Annotated in this window: 10 protein-coding genes; 1 reads left to right on the forward strand and 9 read right to left on the reverse strand. The window is 73.1% G+C overall.

Annotation, left to right across the window (positions count from 1 at the left end):
* Positions 1 to 24: 24 nt before the first annotated feature.
* The 3 genes from cimA to RZ50_RS03175 all read right to left on the reverse strand — a co-directional run bounded on the left by cimA (position 25) and on the right by RZ50_RS03175 (position 4433).
* Positions 25 to 1629, reverse strand: a complete 1605-nt coding sequence (gene cimA, locus RZ50_RS03165; RefSeq protein WP_196948451.1) for a citramalate synthase — start codon at positions 1627 to 1629, stop codon at positions 25 to 27.
* A gap of 406 nt (positions 1630 to 2035) precedes the next feature.
* Positions 2036 to 3148, reverse strand: coding sequence for a branched-chain amino acid aminotransferase (locus RZ50_RS03170; protein WP_196948450.1), 1113 nt, complete (start codon positions 3146 to 3148; stop codon positions 2036 to 2038).
* Between the two features lie 247 nt (positions 3149 to 3395).
* Positions 3396 to 4433: a 3-isopropylmalate dehydrogenase gene (locus RZ50_RS03175; RefSeq protein ID WP_196948449.1), complete on the reverse strand. Its 1038-nt coding sequence runs from the start codon at positions 4431 to 4433 to the stop codon at positions 3396 to 3398.
* A gap of 375 nt (positions 4434 to 4808) precedes the next feature.
* On the opposite strand from RZ50_RS03175, the gene RZ50_RS03180 reads away from it, so the two are divergent.
* Positions 4809 to 7325, forward strand: coding sequence for a YfhO family protein (locus RZ50_RS03180; protein ID WP_196948448.1), 2517 nt, complete (start codon positions 4809 to 4811; stop codon positions 7323 to 7325).
* Here the strand turns inward: RZ50_RS03180 and RZ50_RS03185 are convergent.
* The 6 genes from RZ50_RS03185 to RZ50_RS03210 all read right to left on the reverse strand — a co-directional run bounded on the left by RZ50_RS03185 (position 7312) and on the right by RZ50_RS03210 (position 16713).
* Positions 7312 to 10662, reverse strand: a complete 3351-nt coding sequence (locus tag RZ50_RS03185) for a S8 family serine peptidase (protein ID WP_217680210.1) — start codon at positions 10660 to 10662, stop codon at positions 7312 to 7314. The two genes, RZ50_RS03180 and RZ50_RS03185, sit on opposite strands and share 14 nt — an antisense overlap.
* A gap of 240 nt (positions 10663 to 10902) precedes the next feature.
* Positions 10903 to 11064 carry a hypothetical protein gene (locus RZ50_RS03190; protein WP_196949634.1) on the reverse strand — a complete coding sequence of 54 codons (162 nt, stop codon included), beginning with the start codon at positions 11062 to 11064 and terminating at the stop codon, positions 10903 to 10905.
* Between the two features lie 305 nt (positions 11065 to 11369).
* Positions 11370 to 12950: a phosphoglycerate dehydrogenase gene (serA, locus tag RZ50_RS03195; RefSeq protein WP_196949635.1), complete on the reverse strand. Its 1581-nt coding sequence runs from the start codon at positions 12948 to 12950 to the stop codon at positions 11370 to 11372.
* A 223-nt stretch (positions 12951 to 13173) separates the two neighbouring features.
* Positions 13174 to 14172 (reverse strand): ketol-acid reductoisomerase, encoded by a 999-nt coding sequence (gene ilvC / locus RZ50_RS03200; protein WP_196949636.1) that lies wholly within the window; start codon positions 14170 to 14172, stop codon positions 13174 to 13176.
* Between the two features lie 128 nt (positions 14173 to 14300).
* Complete coding sequence (gene ilvN / locus RZ50_RS03205; RefSeq protein WP_049657946.1) at positions 14301 to 14825, reverse strand: acetolactate synthase small subunit; 525 nt, start codon at positions 14823 to 14825, stop codon at positions 14301 to 14303.
* 34 nt (positions 14826 to 14859) lie between these two features.
* Complete coding sequence (locus RZ50_RS03210) at positions 14860 to 16713, reverse strand: acetolactate synthase large subunit (RefSeq protein ID WP_196949637.1); 1854 nt, start codon at positions 16711 to 16713, stop codon at positions 14860 to 14862.
* Positions 16714 to 16899: the final 186 nt, after the last annotated feature.

The raw sequence follows: 16899 nt of genomic DNA on the forward strand, positions 1-16899 counted from the left end.
GGGCCACACGCATGGCAGGGCCGGCTACTCGGTCGGCTCCAGTCCGGCCCGGACCAGGCCGTAGGTGTAGGCGTCCTCAAGCGCCAGCCAGGAGGCGGCGACCACGTTGTCGGCCACGCCCACCGTCGACCAGGTGGCGGTGCCGTCGGTGGACTCGATCAGCACCCGGGTCTTGGACCCGGTGCCGTGCTGGCCCTCCAGGATGCGGACCTTGTAGTCCACCAGCTCGAAGGTGGCCAGCGGCGGGTAGATGCCCTCCAGGGCGGTCCGCAGCGCCTGGTCCAGCGCGTTGACCGGGCCGTTGCCCTCGCCGGTGGCGATCCGGCGCTCGCCCTTGGCCCACAGCTTGACCGTGGCCTCGTTGCCCGTGAAGCCGTTCGGGCCCTGCTCGCTGATGGTCCGCCAGGACTCCAGGGTGTAGAAGCGGTCCCGGCTGCCGCGCACCTCGTCGCGCAGCAGCAGCTCGAAGGAGGCGTCGGCGGACTCGTAGGTGTAGCCGAGGTTCTCCTGCTCCTTCACCTTGGCCACCACCCGGCCGGCCAGGTCGCGGTCGGTGGAGAGGTCGTAGCCGAGCTCCTTGCCCTTGAGCTCCACGGAGGCCCGGCCGGCCATGTCGGAGACCAGCATCCGCATGGTGTTGCCGACCAGGTCCGGGTCGATGTGCTGGTACAGGTCCGGGTCGACCTTGATCGCGGAGGCGTGCAGGCCCGCCTTGTGGGCGAAGGCCGAGAAGCCGACGTACGGCTGGTGGGTGGACGGGGTCAGGTTCACCAGCTCGGCGATCGCGTGCGAGATCCGGGTCATCTCGCCCAGCCGGCCCTCGGGCAGCACCCGCCGGCCGTACTTGAGCTCCAGCGCGCCGACCACCGGGAACAGGTTGGCGTTGCCGACCCGCTCGCCGTAGCCGTTCGCGGTGCACTGCACGTGGGTGGCACCGGCGTCCACCGCGGCCAGGGTGTTGGCCACCGCGCAGCCGGTGTCGTCCTGGGCGTGCATGCCGATCCGGGCCCCGGTCTCGGCGATCACGTCCGCGACCGTCTCCCGGACGCCGGCCGGCAGCATCCCGCCGTTGGTGTCGCACAGCACCACCACGTCCGCCCCGGCCCCGTGCGCGGCACGGACCACCGCCAGGGCGTACGCGCGGTTCGCCTTGTAGCCGTCGAAGAAGTGCTCGCAGTCGATGAACACCCGCCGCCCCTGCGCGCGCAGGAACTCGACGCTGTCCCGGATCATCTCCAGGTTCTCGTCCAGCGTGGTGCGCAGCGCCAGCTCGACGTGCCGGTCGTGCGCCTTGGCGACCAGGGTGACGACCGGGGCACCGGAGGCGACCAGCGCGGCCAGCTGCGGGTCCTCCGCCGCCTTGCCGCCGGCCCGGCGGGTGGCGCCGAAGGCGACCAGCCGGGCGTTCTCCAGCTCCAGCTCGGCGGCGGCGCGGGCGAAGAACTCGGTGTCCCGCGGGTTCGCGCCGGGCCAGCCGCCCTCGATGAAACCGACTCCGAACTCGTCCAGGTGCCGGGCGATGGCCAGCTTGTCGGCCACCGTCAGGTTGATGCCCTCCCGCTGCGCTCCGTCGCGCAGGGTGGTGTCGAACACGTGGAAACTGTCGTCGGTACGGGTGACCTCGGTCATGACCCCTGGTTCTCCGTTTCGGGGAGGTTCGTACTGCTCTGCCGGATTCCTGGTCCCGGCTCCACCGTCCATGATCCCTCGCGCGGTCCCGGTGTCCCCGAGCCCCTTGTGGGGGCTCTCGGCCGGTCCGGGAAAACAAAAAAACCCCTCGCGGGTGCGAGAGGTCTGCGCGCGGGTCTGGACGCTCGTGGTCGCTCCGCATCGGGTTCTGCGGTAGCGGTCACTGCGGACCGGCGCGCCTGCTGCTAATAATCAGCGACAGCGAGGACACGCTGGCAGTCTGACACACGTTCCGGATCCCGGCCCGCCCGTCTCGCGATGCGAAACGGCGCGGGCCGGAGCCGGTGCCGTGGTTCCCGCGGGGCCTCCGCGGCGCTGCCGAGGTGCCGCTGCGGCGGTGCCGTGATCAGACGATCTTGTGCAGCCAGTTGTGGGTGTCCGGGGTCTGGCCGCCCTGGATCGAGAGCAGGGCCTTGCGCAGCTCCATGGTGACGGGGCCGGGCTCGCCGGTGCCCACGGTCCAGTCGGCGGCGGCGGACTTGACCGAGCCGACCGGGGTGATGACGGCGGCGGTGCCACAGGCGAAGACCTCGGTGAGGGTGCCGTCGGCGTTGCCCTGCTGCCACTCGTCGGTGGAGATCCGGCGCTCCTCGACGGCGTAGCCGAGGTCGGAGGCCAGGGTGAGCAGCGAGTCACGGGTGATGCCGGGCAGCAGCGCGCCGGACAGCTCCGGGGTGACGATCCTGGCGTCCTTGCCCTCGCCGAAGACGAAGTACAGGTTCATGCCGCCCATCTCCTCGACCCACCGGTGCTCGGCGGCGTCGAGCCAGACCACCTGGTCGCAGCCCTTCTCGGCGGCCTGGGCCTGGGCGACCAGCGAGGCGGCGTAGTTGCCCGCGCACTTGGCGGCACCGGTGCCGCCGGGCGCGGCGCGGACGTACTCCTTGGACAGCCAGACCGAGACCGGCTTGACGCCGCCCTGGAAGTAGGCGCCGGCCGGGGAGGCGATGATCATGAAGATGTAGGAGTTCGCCGGGCGGACGCCCAGGCCGACCTCGGTGGCGAACATGAACGGACGCAGGTAGAGGCTCTGCTCCGGCTGGTTCGGGACCCACTCCTGGTCCTGCTGGACCAACAGCTCGACGGCCTCGACGAAGGACTCGACCGGCAGCTCCGGCATCGCCAGACGGCGGGCCGAGGCCTGGAAGCGCAGGGCGTTGGCCTCCGGGCGGAAGGTCGAGATCGAGCCGTCGGCCTGGCGGTAGGCCTTCAGGCCCTCGAAGATCGCCTGGCCGTAGTGCAGGGTCATGTTCGCCGGGTCGATCTCCAGCGGCGCGTACGGCGCCAGCTGGGCGTCGTGCCAGCCCACGCCCTCGGTCCAGCGGATGGTGACCATGTGGTCGGTGAAGACGCGGCCGAAGCCGGGGTTGGTCAGCCGGGCCTCGCGCTCCGCTGCGGACAGCGGGTGGGCGGAGGGCTTGAGGTCGAACGTGATGGGCGCCGTGGTGGGCGTGCTCATGGCTGTTTCCTTCACCGTGGGGTTGGTCCGGGCCGCCACCGCCGCAGAAACGTTACGGCTGTCCAACGCCGGAACGAACGCACAACGGCACGGCCCACTGTCGATACTCGCATCCAGAGGGCCGTGCCGAACAGCTACCCGCTCCTTGGGGAGCTGCAAGCTGCGGTTATGCGGTCCGGCCCACCTGGCCGGAAACTCCTGGGGTTCCGGCCCTTCAGCCGGAGCTCCGTTGTTCGGATCCGGCCCTTCAGCCGGATACTCGCCCGGCGAGCGCGTCGCCGACCTGCGAGGTGCTGCGGGCGCCGCTGCGCTCGGCGAGGTCCGCCGCGACGGCGGCCTCCACCTTGGCGGCCTCGGCGGCGAAGCCGAGGTGCTCCAGCAGCATGGCGACCGACAGCACGGTGGCGGTCGGGTCGGCCTTGCCCTGGCCCGCGATGTCCGGCGCCGAACCGTGCACCGGCTCGAACATGGACGGGAACTCGCCGCTCGGGTTGATGTTGCCACTCGCGGCCAGGCCGATGCCACCGGTCACGGCGGCGGCCAGGTCGGTCAGGATGTCGCCGAACAGGTTGTCGGTGACGATGACGTCGAAGCGCTCCGGCTGGGTCACGAAGAAGATGGTGGCCGCGTCGACGTGCAGGTAGTCGGTGGTGACCTCGGGGAACTCCTTGCCGACCTCGGCGAAGATCCGCGACCACAGGTGCCCGGCGTGCACCAGCACGTTGTTCTTGTGCACCAGGGTCAGCTTCCTGCGCGGCCGCGCCTGGGCCCGGCGGTAGGCGTCGCGCACCACGCGCTCGATGCCGTACGCGGTGTTCAGGCTGACCTCGGTCGCCACCTCCTGCGGCGTCCCGGTGCGCAGCGTGCCGCCGTTGCCGACGTACGGGCCCTCGGTGCCCTCGCGGACGACCACGAAGTCGATCTCCGGCTGGCCGGCCAGCGGGGACTCGACCCCGGGGAACAGCCGGCCCGGCCGCAGGTTGATGTGGTGGTCGAAGGCGAACCGCAGCTTGAGCAGCAGACCGCGCTCCAGCACCCCGGACGGCACGCTCGGGTCGCCGATGGCGCCCAGCAGGATCGCGTCGTGCCCCTTCAGCTCCGCCAGCACGTCGTCCGGCAGCGTCTCCCCTGTCCGGTGGTAGCGCCGGGCCCCGAGGTCGTACTCGGTGGTCTCCAGCTTCACATCGGCGGGAAGCACGGCCCCCAGGACCTTCAGGCCTTCGGCCACCACCTCCTGGCCGATGCCGTCACCCGGGACTACTGCGAGACGAATGGTGCGAGACATGCTCGGACCATACTCCGGCGTCCCAGGTGCTGACACCTCGCGTCCAGCATTCGGACGCGGCGCGACCTCCAGAGGGAAGGGACGATCCAGTTTCAGGCGCTCGCGGAAGGTCCCGGTCGGAACGTACTCGCCGGATGCCGAGTCCCGTTCATGTGTGTGAACCACTGGCCTGCCCTCGTCGCATTCGACGCGCCAGAAGTAACGGATTCCGGCGGCGGCATACTTGCGGGGATTCCACGGACACACGGTGGCAGCGCGGTGCCGCGTGCTGCCACCGAGTCACTCCTTCGAGGGAGCGCGGGTGGCCCGGGATGCGCTGGGGGCGCGTTTAGGGTGGCGGGGGTCTGGGGTCTGCTGGCAGAACGGGGCGCGTGGGTGACGGGCGAGCGGCGGCGGGAGGTGCTGGTCTGCGGGGGTGCGGCCGGGCTGGCGGCGGGCGGGTACGCGCTGGCGGCGGGGCTGCGCGGCCGGTGGCCGGCCGGGGCGGGCGAGGTCGCCGTGCCGTACCACGCGCACCTGTGGGACCTGCTGCACGGACAGGCCGCCGGGGACCTGCTGTTCAACTGGAACAGCGGCTACGGCGTCCCGTTCCTCGCGGACTTCTTCGCCTACCTGATGAACCCGCTCTCCTGGCCGACCGCGCTGCTCCCCCGCGACCAGGGGCGACTCGCCGTCCTCCTCGTCACCCTGGCCACCATCGGCCTCGGCACCGCCCTGATGACCCGCCTGCTCGGCCGCCTGCACCCCGGCCCCCGGTGGCTGCGGGTGCTCGCCGCCGTCGGGTACGGGCTGTGCGCCTGGGTGCTCGACGCGGGCGGGGCCGCCCCGATGTGGCTCTGGGGCCTGGTGTCGCTGCCGCTGCTCGGCCTGGTCGGGGACTGGTGCCTGCACGAGCGGCGCTGGGTGGCCGGCGCGCTGTGCGTGGCCCTCGTCTGGGCGGGCAACCTGTACACCGCCGCGCTGGCCACCCTGGTGGCCGGGCTCCTGTTCGCCGTCCGCCTGTTCGCCACCCCGCGGTCGTTCCGGCACCGGGTCCGGGCCACCGGGCGGGCCGTCACCCTGACCGTCACCGGGGTGCTGCTGGCCTCCCCGGTGCTGTTCGTCGCGGTCCGGGCCGCCCGCGGCGCCCAGCCCGAGTCCCCGGTGCAGCCGCTGGGCCCGTCCGGGCTCGGCGCGCACCTCGCGCAGCTGCCGCCCGCCGCCTACGGCGGGCGTCCGCTGCCGGACGTGGCGATCGGGGTGCTCGGGCTGCTGCTGGTGTGCGGGCTGCCGTTCAACCGCCGGGTGCGGATCCGCGAGCGGGCGGCCTGGTGCGTGGCGCTGCTGCTGGTGGTGCTCACCTTCGTCTGGACCCCGACCGTGCTGGTCTGGCACGGCCTGGCGATCCCGGCCGGCGGGCCGTACCGGGTCGCCTTCGTGCTCAGCGGGCTGCTGGTGCTGGCCGGCTGGGTGTCGCTGGCGCACCGGCCGGACCTCCTCACCCTGCTGGGCGGCGCCGCCGTGGTGGCGCTGATCGCCGTGCTGGCGGCGGCCCGGCGCTCGGCCGACGCCTCCACCTGGGTGCTGCTGGGCGTCGGAGGCACCGCCGCGCTGGCCGCGCTCCGGCTCCTGGACCGCCGGCACACCGACCGCCGGGCGAACGCCGTCGCCACCTGGGTGCTGGGCGGCGTGGTGCTCGGCAACGCCGTCTGGTCGGGGTACGCGGCGTTCGGCGCGGCCCCCGACGACGGCTTCTCCCCGGCCGCCGTCCGTGCCGGGTACGCGGCCGTCCGCTCGGGCGCCGACTGGCCGAACGGGCGCAGCGACCCGGGCCCGCACGCCTTCACCGCCAACGACCCGCTGCTGCTGAACGGCCAGGGCGGCGGCTACTTCAGCGGCTACCTGCCGACCGTCGCCGCCCTGCTGCCGCACGACCTCGGCGCCGGCTGGACGGCCGGCGGTCGGCAGACCGCGAGCGTCACCGACCCGGTCGGCCAGGCGCTGTTCGGGGTCCGCGCCCACCTGGACGACGGCCCGCCGCCGCACGGCTTCACCCCCGTACGGGCGGCCGCGCCGCCGCTGGTCACCGTGCTGCCGCCGGGGGCCCGGCCGGACACCTCCTCGGTCTGGTCCCGGCAGGAGTCGCTGCTCGGCAGCCAGGTGTACGACGCCCCGCTGCCCGTCCCGGCCGGCGGACCGGAGCCCACCCTGCACGGCACCAGCGGCTGGTCGGTGCCGGGCGGCGGCGGGGGCACGGTGTTCACCGCCGCCTGCACGCCGGGCGGAACGGCCTTCTTCCACGGGCTCTGGTACCGGGGCACGGTCAGCGGCCTCGACACCAGCTACCGCAGCGAGGGCGAGCAGCCGACCACGGCGGTGGCGATCCACCGGCTGGGGACCGTCCCGGCGGACGGGGTGGTCCGGGTGACGCTGCGCTCGGACGTGGTGAGCCAGGTTCCCGCCCGCCCGATCGGCTGTCTGCGGGCCGGCGCCCTGGAGGCCGCCGTCGCCCGCCTCGCCGCCACCGGCGCCACCCGCGTCGAGACCGGCGGGCACACCCTCGCGGCGGCCCTCCCGGCGGGCTCCACCGGCACCGCGCTGCTCTCCGTCCCCGCCACCGAGGGCTGGACCTGCGCGGTCGGCGGCGGCAGGGCCGCGGCGCCCGTCCCGGTCCTCGGCATGATCGGTGTGCCGCTCGGCGCGGGCGCCGACCGGATCGCCTGCTCCTTCCGCCCGCCCGGCCTCACCGAGGGCCTCACCGTGACCTCCGGCACCACCGCCGTCCTCGTACTGGTCGCGGTCTTCTCCCGCCTCGCCCGGCGACGCCCCGCCCGCACCCCGCGCCGCGAACGGCGCAGGGCGGCCCGCCGGCTGCCCGGCGAGCCGCCCGTCGACGGCGTCAGGGCAGGGTGACCACCTGAGCCCGCCGGTCCGCCGGGTTGAGGTGGTACAGCAGCAGGAGACGTGAGCCGTCGCCCGCCGCGCGGTGGACGTCCAGGACGGTGCCGGGGCCGGCCGGGGCCGCCACGGCGGTGGGGCCGATGAGGCCGGCCCGGACGGCGAGGGCCGGGTGCAGCACGTCCACCGGCACGCTCGGCCGGGTGCCGCGCAGGCCGATGGCGGCGTAGGCGTCGGCCGGGTCGGGCGTGCCGCCGGCGACGTCACCGGTCCAGACGCCGTAGTGGACGGTGCTGTGGCCGGGTCCGACGCCGGGCAGGGCGCTCAGCCGGACGGGCAGGACCAGCACGTCGCTGTCCAGCAGCCCGGTGTCGACGTCGCCCCAGCGGGCGTTGAGCGGCTGCACGTCGAGTTCCTCGCCGGTGCGGGCGTCCAGGGCGCGCGAGACCAGGACGTCGCTGCCGCGCAGCCGGTCGGCCTTGAGGATCACGTCGGTGGTGCCGTCCCCGTCGGTGTCCAGCGAGACCCGCACCCCGTAGAGCCCGACCGGGGTCGCCGCCGGGGCCCACAGCCGCACGCCCACGTACAGCAGCTCGGAGTCGACGGCCGCGCCCGCCTCCCGCAGGTCGGCCACCCGGTCGCCGGGGTGTTCGGCGCAGACGTCCTGCGGCGGGCCGTCCGCCTCCCCCGTGCCGTCGGGGCGGATGCCCGCACCGGGGCTGACGGCCGTACCGCCGTCGGGCGGGCAGTCGGGCCAGCGGGTGCCCTCGCCGCCGAGCGCGAACGCGCTGACCAGCCCGGGCTGCTCACCGGGGGCGGCGGCGCCGCCGAGCACGACCAGTGTGCCGTCCCTGGCGGTACGGACGGCGGCCATCGCGGTGAGGTCGCCGGTCGGCCGCGGGGCGGCGAGCACCGGGACCCTCAGCTGCGGCAGCGCGTCGTCCCCGACCGGGGTGAACAGCACCCGCCCGGAGAGCTCGCCCCGGTAGCTGCGCGCCTTGCCGCCCTGCTCGGTGTCGATGGTCGGATCGGGCGCGCGCCCCAACTCCCCCGGTACGGACAGCGTGACCCGCACCCGCGCGGTCCCGCCGGCCGGAACGTCGACCCGGGCCGGCGTCACCTCGAAGGCGGCACCCGGGAGTTCGGTGGCGGCCGCGTATCCGGTGCGGTAACTCAGCGGCGCGGCGGAGTGGTTGCGCAGCTCGACCTCCCGGCCGAGCACCGTCGGCCCGCCGACCTCGACCGGCCCGAAGGAGACCCCGACGCTGCCCGGTTCGGCCCCCTCCCCCGCCGCGTAGGCGACGACCGGTGTGCGGACCGCCCGGTCGACCTGGGCGCGGCCGGCCCCGGTGCGCTCCGGCCCGTAGACCGGCCCGCCGTGGTCGTCGCCGAGGTAGGTGTCCGTGCTGGTGTTCATCAGCGCGGCCTTGACCTGCTCGACCGGCCAGTCCGGGTGGGCGGCGCGCACCAGCGCGGCCAGTCCGGCGATGTGCGGGGTGGCCATCGAGGTGCCGTCCTCGCGCTGGCCGCCACTGCCGCTGCCGACCAGGGCGGACCAGATGGTCTCGCCGGGGGCCGCGAGGTCGGGCTTGACCACGCCGGGCACGCCGATGCCCCGGGAGGTGAAGTCGGTGAGGGTGTCGACCCGGGCCGGCCGGTCCTGTGCGACGGTGCCGTGCAGCGGGTTGCCGGGTGCGGCGAGCCGGACCTGGACGGGCCCTTCGGCCGCGGCCTTCAGCAGCCGCTCGCCCTCGGCGCGGGCGAGCAGGACGGCCGGGACGCGGTCGTCGCCCGCGATCTCGGCGAGGTGGTCGGAGTCGGCGGCGTAGAGCGCGCCGATCGCCCCGGCGTCGGCCGCGTGGTCGGCGCGCGGGCCGGAGTTGCAGGCCCGCTCGGAATCCCGGGTGTGCCAGGTGAGCACCGCGATCTTCCCGGCCAGCCGCTGCCGGTCGGCCTCGCTGAAGGCCGTGCAGCCGTCCGACTGGTCGGCGGGCAGGGCGAGCCGGCCGCTCACCTCGGTGGTGGACCAGCCTCGGTAGCGCTCGCTCCAGTGGCCCGGGACGACCCCGGCCAGCGCGTCGGGGGCGAGCACGGTGATGCCGTCCACGTCGGAGTGCCCGTGGACGGAGGCGGCCACCGTGACGGCCCGGACGGCGGTGCCGGGGCTGCCGCCGATGCCGTAGACGTCGCCGTCGTTGCCCGCGGCCGCGACCACCACGGTGCCGAGTTCGGCGAGCCGGTCGGCGGCCAGCGCGTCGGCGTCGTCGGACCGGCCGAAGCGGCTGCCGAGCGAGAGGTTGACCACGTCGAGCCGGTCGCCGAGGTCGCCGTCGCCGTTCGGGTCGGCGGCCAGGTCGAGTGCCTGGGCGAGCCGGTCGGTGGAGCCGTCGCAGCCGAACACCCGGATCGCGTACAGCTGCGCGCCGGGGGCCGCGCCGGGGCCGATCCTGAACGAGGCCGGGTCGAGCCCGGGCCGGTAGGGCCCGGCGTACGGGTGGCCGTCGGCGGTGACGCCGTACCCGGCCGCCGTCCCGGCGACGTGGGTGCCGTGCCCGTTGCGCACGCAGTCGAGCGGGTTGTCGCTGGGGTGCGGGACGGGCTGGTGCTTCGGGGAGGTCGGGTCGGGGTCGTAGTCGTCGCCGACCAGGTCCTTGCCGCCGATCACCTTGGCGCTGGGGAAGAGCGAGGCGGGCGCGGGCTTGCCGCGCTCGACCGAGCGGAAGGCCTCCTCGGTGCCGGGGCCGCCGAAGTCGGCGTGGGTGTAGTCGATGCCGCTGTCGATAATCCCGATCCGCACGCCCTTGCCGGTGTTGCCGTCGGGGCCCTCCCACACCTGCGGGGCGCCGGTCAGCGGGACGGAGTGGGCGTTGTCGCGCCGCTTGTTGACGATCGGGTGAACGGCCCGGACCCCGGGCAGCGCCCGCAGCGCGGACAGCCGGTCGGCGGGCGCGCTGACGGCCAGGCCGGTCAGCAGGGTGCGGGTGCGGTACAGCTCGCGGGCGGCGGGAGCCGCCCGGTGGACGGCTCCGGCCAGCCGGTCGAGCGCGTCCCCGCTCCGGGCCCGCTGGGCGGCACCGGCGCGGGCGGCCTCCCGGCGGACGGCCTCGGGCGAGCGCTGGGCCCGGCGCGCCGTCTCGGCGGCGCGCCCCCAGGCGGGGCCGGCCGCCTCGGTGTCGAGTTCCAGCAGGACGGAGGCCATACGGGCGGCGGAGCCCGGTGGTCCGGCGGCCGTCGAGCCGCCCGCCGCCGGGGTGGCGGCGAGCACGGCGCCACCGGACACGGACGCGGTGGCCAGCAGGGCCAGGGTGAGGCCGATCCGGGCAAGGGGTCGGTGGACGGGTGGCAGACGCACTGGGCCCTCTCCCCCGGCAGGGGGACTGATCCGCACACCGTGTCGCTGACGCCCGCCCGCGCGGACGCCGATCACCCTTCCGGGGGCCCCAAATTAGGATGATCGCGTTTGGCGGGGCGAGCAACTTCCCTCGAACGGACCTCAGTTGCACTCTACGGGGTGACCTTCGCCCCACCCGTACGGCTCAGTAAGCCGATGAACACCACCAGCCGCCAGAGGCGGCACGTCAGTGGTGGCCGGTCAGTGGTGGCCGGTCACGCCGCCGTTGTCCCGACGGTCCAGCGAGCGCTGCAGGGCGGCGGCCGCGAAGGGCGGCCGCTCGACGGCCCGGCGGCGACGCGGGGCACGGGCGGCGGTGGCGGCGGGGGCGGGAGTGGCGTGACGGTCGGCGGTGGGGGGCATACCGGGCTCCTTGGGAAACCAGCGCCGCGCGGGCGCGGAGGGTTGGGAGGGAGCGCGGGAGCAGGGATCGCCTGCCCACGAACGCGCACGCGCACACGGGCCGCACACCCTGGCTACAGGGGCGGCACACCGTATGGCCCTTCCACGGTACGACTCCGCCCCGGCCGTGTCTGCACGAATACTTGGATTTCCTAGTATCTGAGACGGGAGCCCCCCGGGAGAACGCACCAGGGCCCGGACCGCCGTTCGAACGGCGGTCCGGGCCCTGGTCAGGCCGGGTGTCGGGCCGGGTGCCCGGGCCGGTGTCAGCCCAGGTCGACCGAGCGCGCGAAGCGGGCGCCGATCTCGGCCGCGATCGCCGACAGCACCTCCTGCGGGATCTCGGTGTCCACGGTGATGGACGCCAGCGCGCAGCCGCCGTCCCGGGCGACCTGCATGCCGGCGATGTTGATGCCCGCGTCGCCGAGGTGCCTGCCGAGCACGCCGACCACACCGGGGCGGTCCTCGTACTTGAAGAAGGCCATGTGGTCGGTGAGCGCCACGTCCACGTCGAAGGCGTCCACGCCGACGATCTTCTGGGTCTGCTTCGGACCGGCCAGCGTGCCGGAGATGGCGATCTCCTCGCCGTTCGCGAGCGTGCCGCGCACGGTGATCACGTTGCGGTGCTCGGGGCTCTCGCTGGAGGTGGTCAGGCGGACCTCGACGCCGCGCTCCTGGGCGAACAGCGGGGCGTTGACGTAGGACACCGTCTCCGCCACCACGTCCTCGAACACGCCCTTCAGCGCGGACAGTTCGAGCACCTTCACGTCGTGCTGGGTGATCTCGCCGCGGACCTCGACGTCGAGGCGGACAGCCACCTCGCCGGCCAGCGCGGTGAAGATCCGGCCGAGCTTCTCGGCCAGCGGCAGGCCCGGGCGGACGTCCTCGGCGATCACGCCGCCCTGGACGTTCACCGCGTCCGGCACCAGCTCGCCGGCCAGCGCCAGGCGCACCGACTTGGCGACGGCGATGCCGGCCTTCTCCTGCGCCTCGTCGGTGGAGGCGCCCAGGTGCGGGGTGGCCACCACGTTGTCGAAGGCGAACAGCGGGGAGTCCGTGCACGGCTCCTTGGAGTACACGTCCAGGCCCGCGCCGGCCACCCGGCCCTCGCGCAGGGCGTCGGCGAGCGCCTCCTCGTCCACGATGCCACCGCGGGCGGCGTTCACGATGCGCACGGTCGGCTTGACCTTGTGCAGCGCCTCGTCGCCGATCAGGCCGATGGTCTCGGGGGTCTTGGGGAGGTGGACGGTGATGAAGTCCGACACCTCCAGCAGCTCCTCCAGCGTGACCAGCTTGACGCCCATCTGCGCGGCGCGGGCGGCCTGGATGTAGGGGTCGTACGCGACGATCTTCATCCCGAACGCGGACATGCGCTGGGCGACCAGGACACCGATCCGGCCGAGGCCGACCACGCCGAGGGTCTTCTCGCTCAGCTCGACACCGGTGTACTTGTTGCGCTTCCACTCGCCCTGCTTGAGCGCCGCGTTGGCCGGGGCGATGTTGCGGGCGACGGAGATCAGCAGGCCGCAGGCCAGCTCGGCGGCGGTGACGATGTTGGAGGTCGGAGCGTTGACGACCATCACGCCGGCCTTGGTGGCGGCGGCGACGTCCACGTTGTCCAGGCCGACGCCGGCCCGGGCGACGACCTTGAGCTTGCGGGCCGCGGCCAGCGCCTCGGCGTCGACCTTGGTGGCGGAGCGGATCAGGATCGCGTCGACGTCGGCGATCGCGGTGAGCAGCTCGGTGCGGTCGGCGCCGTTGCAGTGGCGGATCTCGAAGTCGGGGCCGAGGGCGTCGACGGTGGCGGGCGACAGCTCTTCGGCGATCAGTACTACGGATTTGCTCACGACAGTGGGTCCTTAACTGTCCGGTTCCCCGGCGCACGCGGCGCGTGTGAGGGCGGGGGAAGGTGGCATGCCGCGTAGGTAGACGCACGACGCTGTGGGCCTGACGCGCACTCGGAGTGTATCGACGGGCTGGGCGCCCGGCTGCTCCCGTCCGGCGAAATCACCCGGACGGGAGCAGCCTACTTGTACAACGGACTTACAAAATCGAGCAGGCCGGAAAGGGTCAGGCCTTCTCGTTGACCCAGCTCATCAGCGAGCGCAGCTTCTTGCCGGTGGTCTCCAGCAGGTGGTCCTCGTCGGCCTTCTTGTACTCGTTGTACTTGGGCAGGCCCGCCTTGTACTCGGCGATCCAGGTGTTGGCGAAGGTGCCGTCCTGGATCTCGGCGAGGACCTTCTTCATCTCGGCCTTGGTGGCGTCGGTGATGATCCGCGGGCCGGTGACGTAGTCGCCCCACTCGGCGGTCTCGGAGACCGACCAGCGCATCTTCTCCAGGCCGCCCTCGTACATCAGGTCGACGATGAGCTTCAGCTCGTGCAGGCACTCGAAGTAGGCGATCTCCGGCTGGTAGCCGGCCTCGACCAGGGTCTCGAACCCGGCCTTCACCAGGGCGGCGGTGCCACCGCAGAGGACGGCCTGCTCACCGAACAGGTCGGTCTCGGTCTCCTCGGTGAAGGTCGTCTTGATGACGCCGGCCTTGGTGGCACCCAGGCCCTTGGCGTAGGACAGCGCCAGGTCGAAGGCCTTGCCCGAGGCGTCCTGCTCGACGGCGACGATCGCCGGGACGCCGCGGCCCTCCTCGTACTGGCGGCGGACCAGGTGGCCCGGGCCCTTCGGGGCGACCATGCAGACGTCGACGTCCGCCGGGGGCTTGATGAAGCCGAAGCGGATGTTCAGGCCGTGGCCGAAGAACAGCGCGTCACCGGCCTTCAGGTGCGGGGCGATGTCGGCCTCGTAGACGTCGGCCTGGATCGGGTCCGGCACCAGGATCATGATGACGTCGGCCTCGGCCGCGGCCTCGGCCGGGGTGACCACGCGCAGGCCGGCCTCCTCGGCCTTGGCGCGGGACTTGGACTCCGGCTTCAGGCCGACCCGGACGTCGGCGCCGGAGTCGCGCAGGGACAGCGCGTGGGCGTGGCCCTGGCTGCCGTAGCCGATGACCGCGACCTTGCGGCCCTGGATGATGGACAGGTCGGCGTCGTCTTCGTAGAACAGCTCGGCCACGGGGGCACATCTCCTTGCGTGTTGGTGCCGGGTGCGCGGTACTCACCGTAATCGCACCTGGCGGGGTGTGGGGTCTTTGCTTCAGCAGTTGAGACAGCGCGAGTCGGACGCTGCCGAGACAGCGCGGGTCAGGCGCTGCGGTCGAGGGCGCGCAGCGAGCGGTCCGTGATCGAACGCGCGCCGCGGCCGATGGCGACCAGGCCGGACTGGACCAACTCCTTGATGCCGTAAGGCTCCAGCATCCGGAGCATGGCCTCCAGCTTGTCCGAGCTGCCAGTGGCCTCGATGGTCACCGCTTCCGGCGACACGTCGACGGTCTTGGCCCGGAACAGCTGGACGATCTCGACGATCTGCGACCGGGTCTCGTTGTCGGCGCGGACCTTCACCAGGACCAGTTCCCGCTGGATCGCAGCGGACTGGTCGAGTTCGACGATCTTTATCACGTTCACGAGCTTGTTGAGCTGCTTGGTGACCTGTTCCAGCGGGAGGTCCTCGACGTTGACCACGATCGTCATCCGGGACACGTCCGGATGCTCGGTCGAGCCGACGGCGAGGGAGTCGATGTTGAAGCCCCGACGGGAGAACAGCGCGGCGATGCGGGCGAGCACGCCGGGCTTGTTCTCGACCAGGACGGAGAGGGTGTGCTTGGACATGGGGTTCCTCAGTCGTTCTGGAAGAAGGGGGCCGTCAGTCGAGATCGTCGCCGAAGTCGGGGCGCACGCCCTTGGCGAACTGGATCTCGTCGTTGCTGGTGCCGGCCGCGACCATCGGCCAGACCATGGCGTCCTGGTGGACGATGAAGTCGATGACGACCGGGCGGTCGTTGATCTCCATCGCCTGCTGGATGACCGCGTCCAGGTCCTCGGGGCGCTCGCAGCGCAGGCCGACGCAGCCCATCGCCTCGGACAGCCGGACGAAGTCGGGGATGCGGGTGCCCTGGGCCGGCGGCTCGATGCCGTCGTGGTCGGGGCCGGAGTGCAGCACGGTGTTGGAGTAGCGCTGGTTGTAGAACAGCGTCTGCCACTGCCGGACCATGCCCAGCGAGCCGTTGTTGATGACCGCGACCTTGATCGGGATGTCGTTCAGGGCGCAGGTGACCAGCTCCTGGTTGGTCATCTGGAAGCAGCCGTCGCCGTCGATGGCCCAGACCGCCGTCTCCGGGCGGCCGGCCTTGGCGCCCATGGCCGCCGGGACGGCGTAGCCCATGGTGCCGGCGCCACCGGAGTTGAGCCAGGTGCCGGGCTTCTCGAACCGGATGTACTGCGAGCTCCACATCTGGTGCTGGCCGACGCCCGCGGCGTAGATCGCGTCCGGGCCGACCAGCCGGCCGATCCGCTCGATGACCTGCTGCGGGGAGAGCTGGCCGTTCGGGGCCGGCTCGTAGCCCAGCGGGTAGGTCCGCTTCCACTCGTCGAGCTTCTGCCACCACTCCGAGTAGTCGCCCTTGTGGCCGGCGTCGAACTCGGCCTGGACGGCGACGATCAGATCGGCCAGCACCTCGCGGGCGTCGCCGACGATCGGCACGTCCGCCGGACGGTTCTTGCCGATCTCGGCCGGGTCGATGTCGGCGTGCACGATCTTGGCGTACGGGGCGAAGCTGTCCAGCTTGCCGGTGACCCGGTCGTCGAAGCGGGCGCCGAGGGTGAAGAGCAGGTCCGACTTCTGCAGCGCGGTGACGGCGGGGACGGAGCCGTGCATGCCCGGCATGCCCAGGTGCTGCGGGTGGCTGTCCGGGAAGGCGCCGAGCGCCATCAGGGTGGTGACGACCGGGGCGCCGGTCAGCTCGGCGAGGATCCGCAGCTCGGCGGTGGCCTGCGCCTTGATGACGCCGCCGCCGACGTAGAGCACCGGGCGCTTGGAGCTGACCAGCATCTTCGCGGCCTCGCGGATCTGCTTGGCGTGCGGCTTGGTGACCGGGCGGTAGCCCGGCAGCTGCTGCTCGACCGGCCAGCGGAAGGTAGTGGTGGCCTGCAGGGCGTCCTTGGCGATGTCGACCAGGACGGGGCCGGGGCGGCCGGTGGCGGCGATGTGGAAGGCCTCGGCGATCACCCGGGGGATCTCGGCGGGGTCGGTGACCAGGTAGTTGTGCTTGGTGATCGGCATCGTGATGCCGCAGATGTCCGCCTCCTGGAAGGCGTCGGTGCCGATCGCCTTGGAGGCGACCTGGCCGGTGATCGCGACGATCGGCACGGAGTCCATGTACGCGTCCGCGATCGGGGTGACCAGGTTGGTCGCCCCCGGCCCCGAGGTGGCCATGCAGACCCCGACCCGGCCGGTGGCCTGCGCGTAGCCGGTGGCGGCGTGACCGGCCCCCTGCTCGTGCCGGACCAGGATGTGGCGCACCTTGACGGAGTCCATCAGCGGGTCGTACGCGGGAAGGATGGCCCCGCCCGGGATGCCGAAGACGGTGTCCGCGCCCACGGCCTCAAGCGAGCGGATGAGCGACTGGGCTCCGGTCATGGTCTCGACGACGTGCTGGGGAGCGGGAGCGTGGGCGGCCGGGTTGTCCCCGCGGCGGGGGGAAGCGGCGTGCTCAGTCATCTGCCTGTCTCTTCTCGGGTTTTGCCGACCCGGAGGTGCGGGCCCCGGTGCTTCGGAGGGTGGGGTCCCGGTCCGGGTCGATCGCCGGCTCTGCCTCAATCGTCCCGCTCGATCCAACGGATCGGACTCGGGAGGGGCGGTCGGGGCCAGGGGTCTTGCGGAGGTGGAACAGCGTCAGTGCAACAA

It is taken from the genome of Kitasatospora sp. SUK 42, from assembly GCF_015776785.2.
GTDB lineage: Bacteria > Actinomycetota > Actinomycetes > Streptomycetales > Streptomycetaceae > Kitasatospora.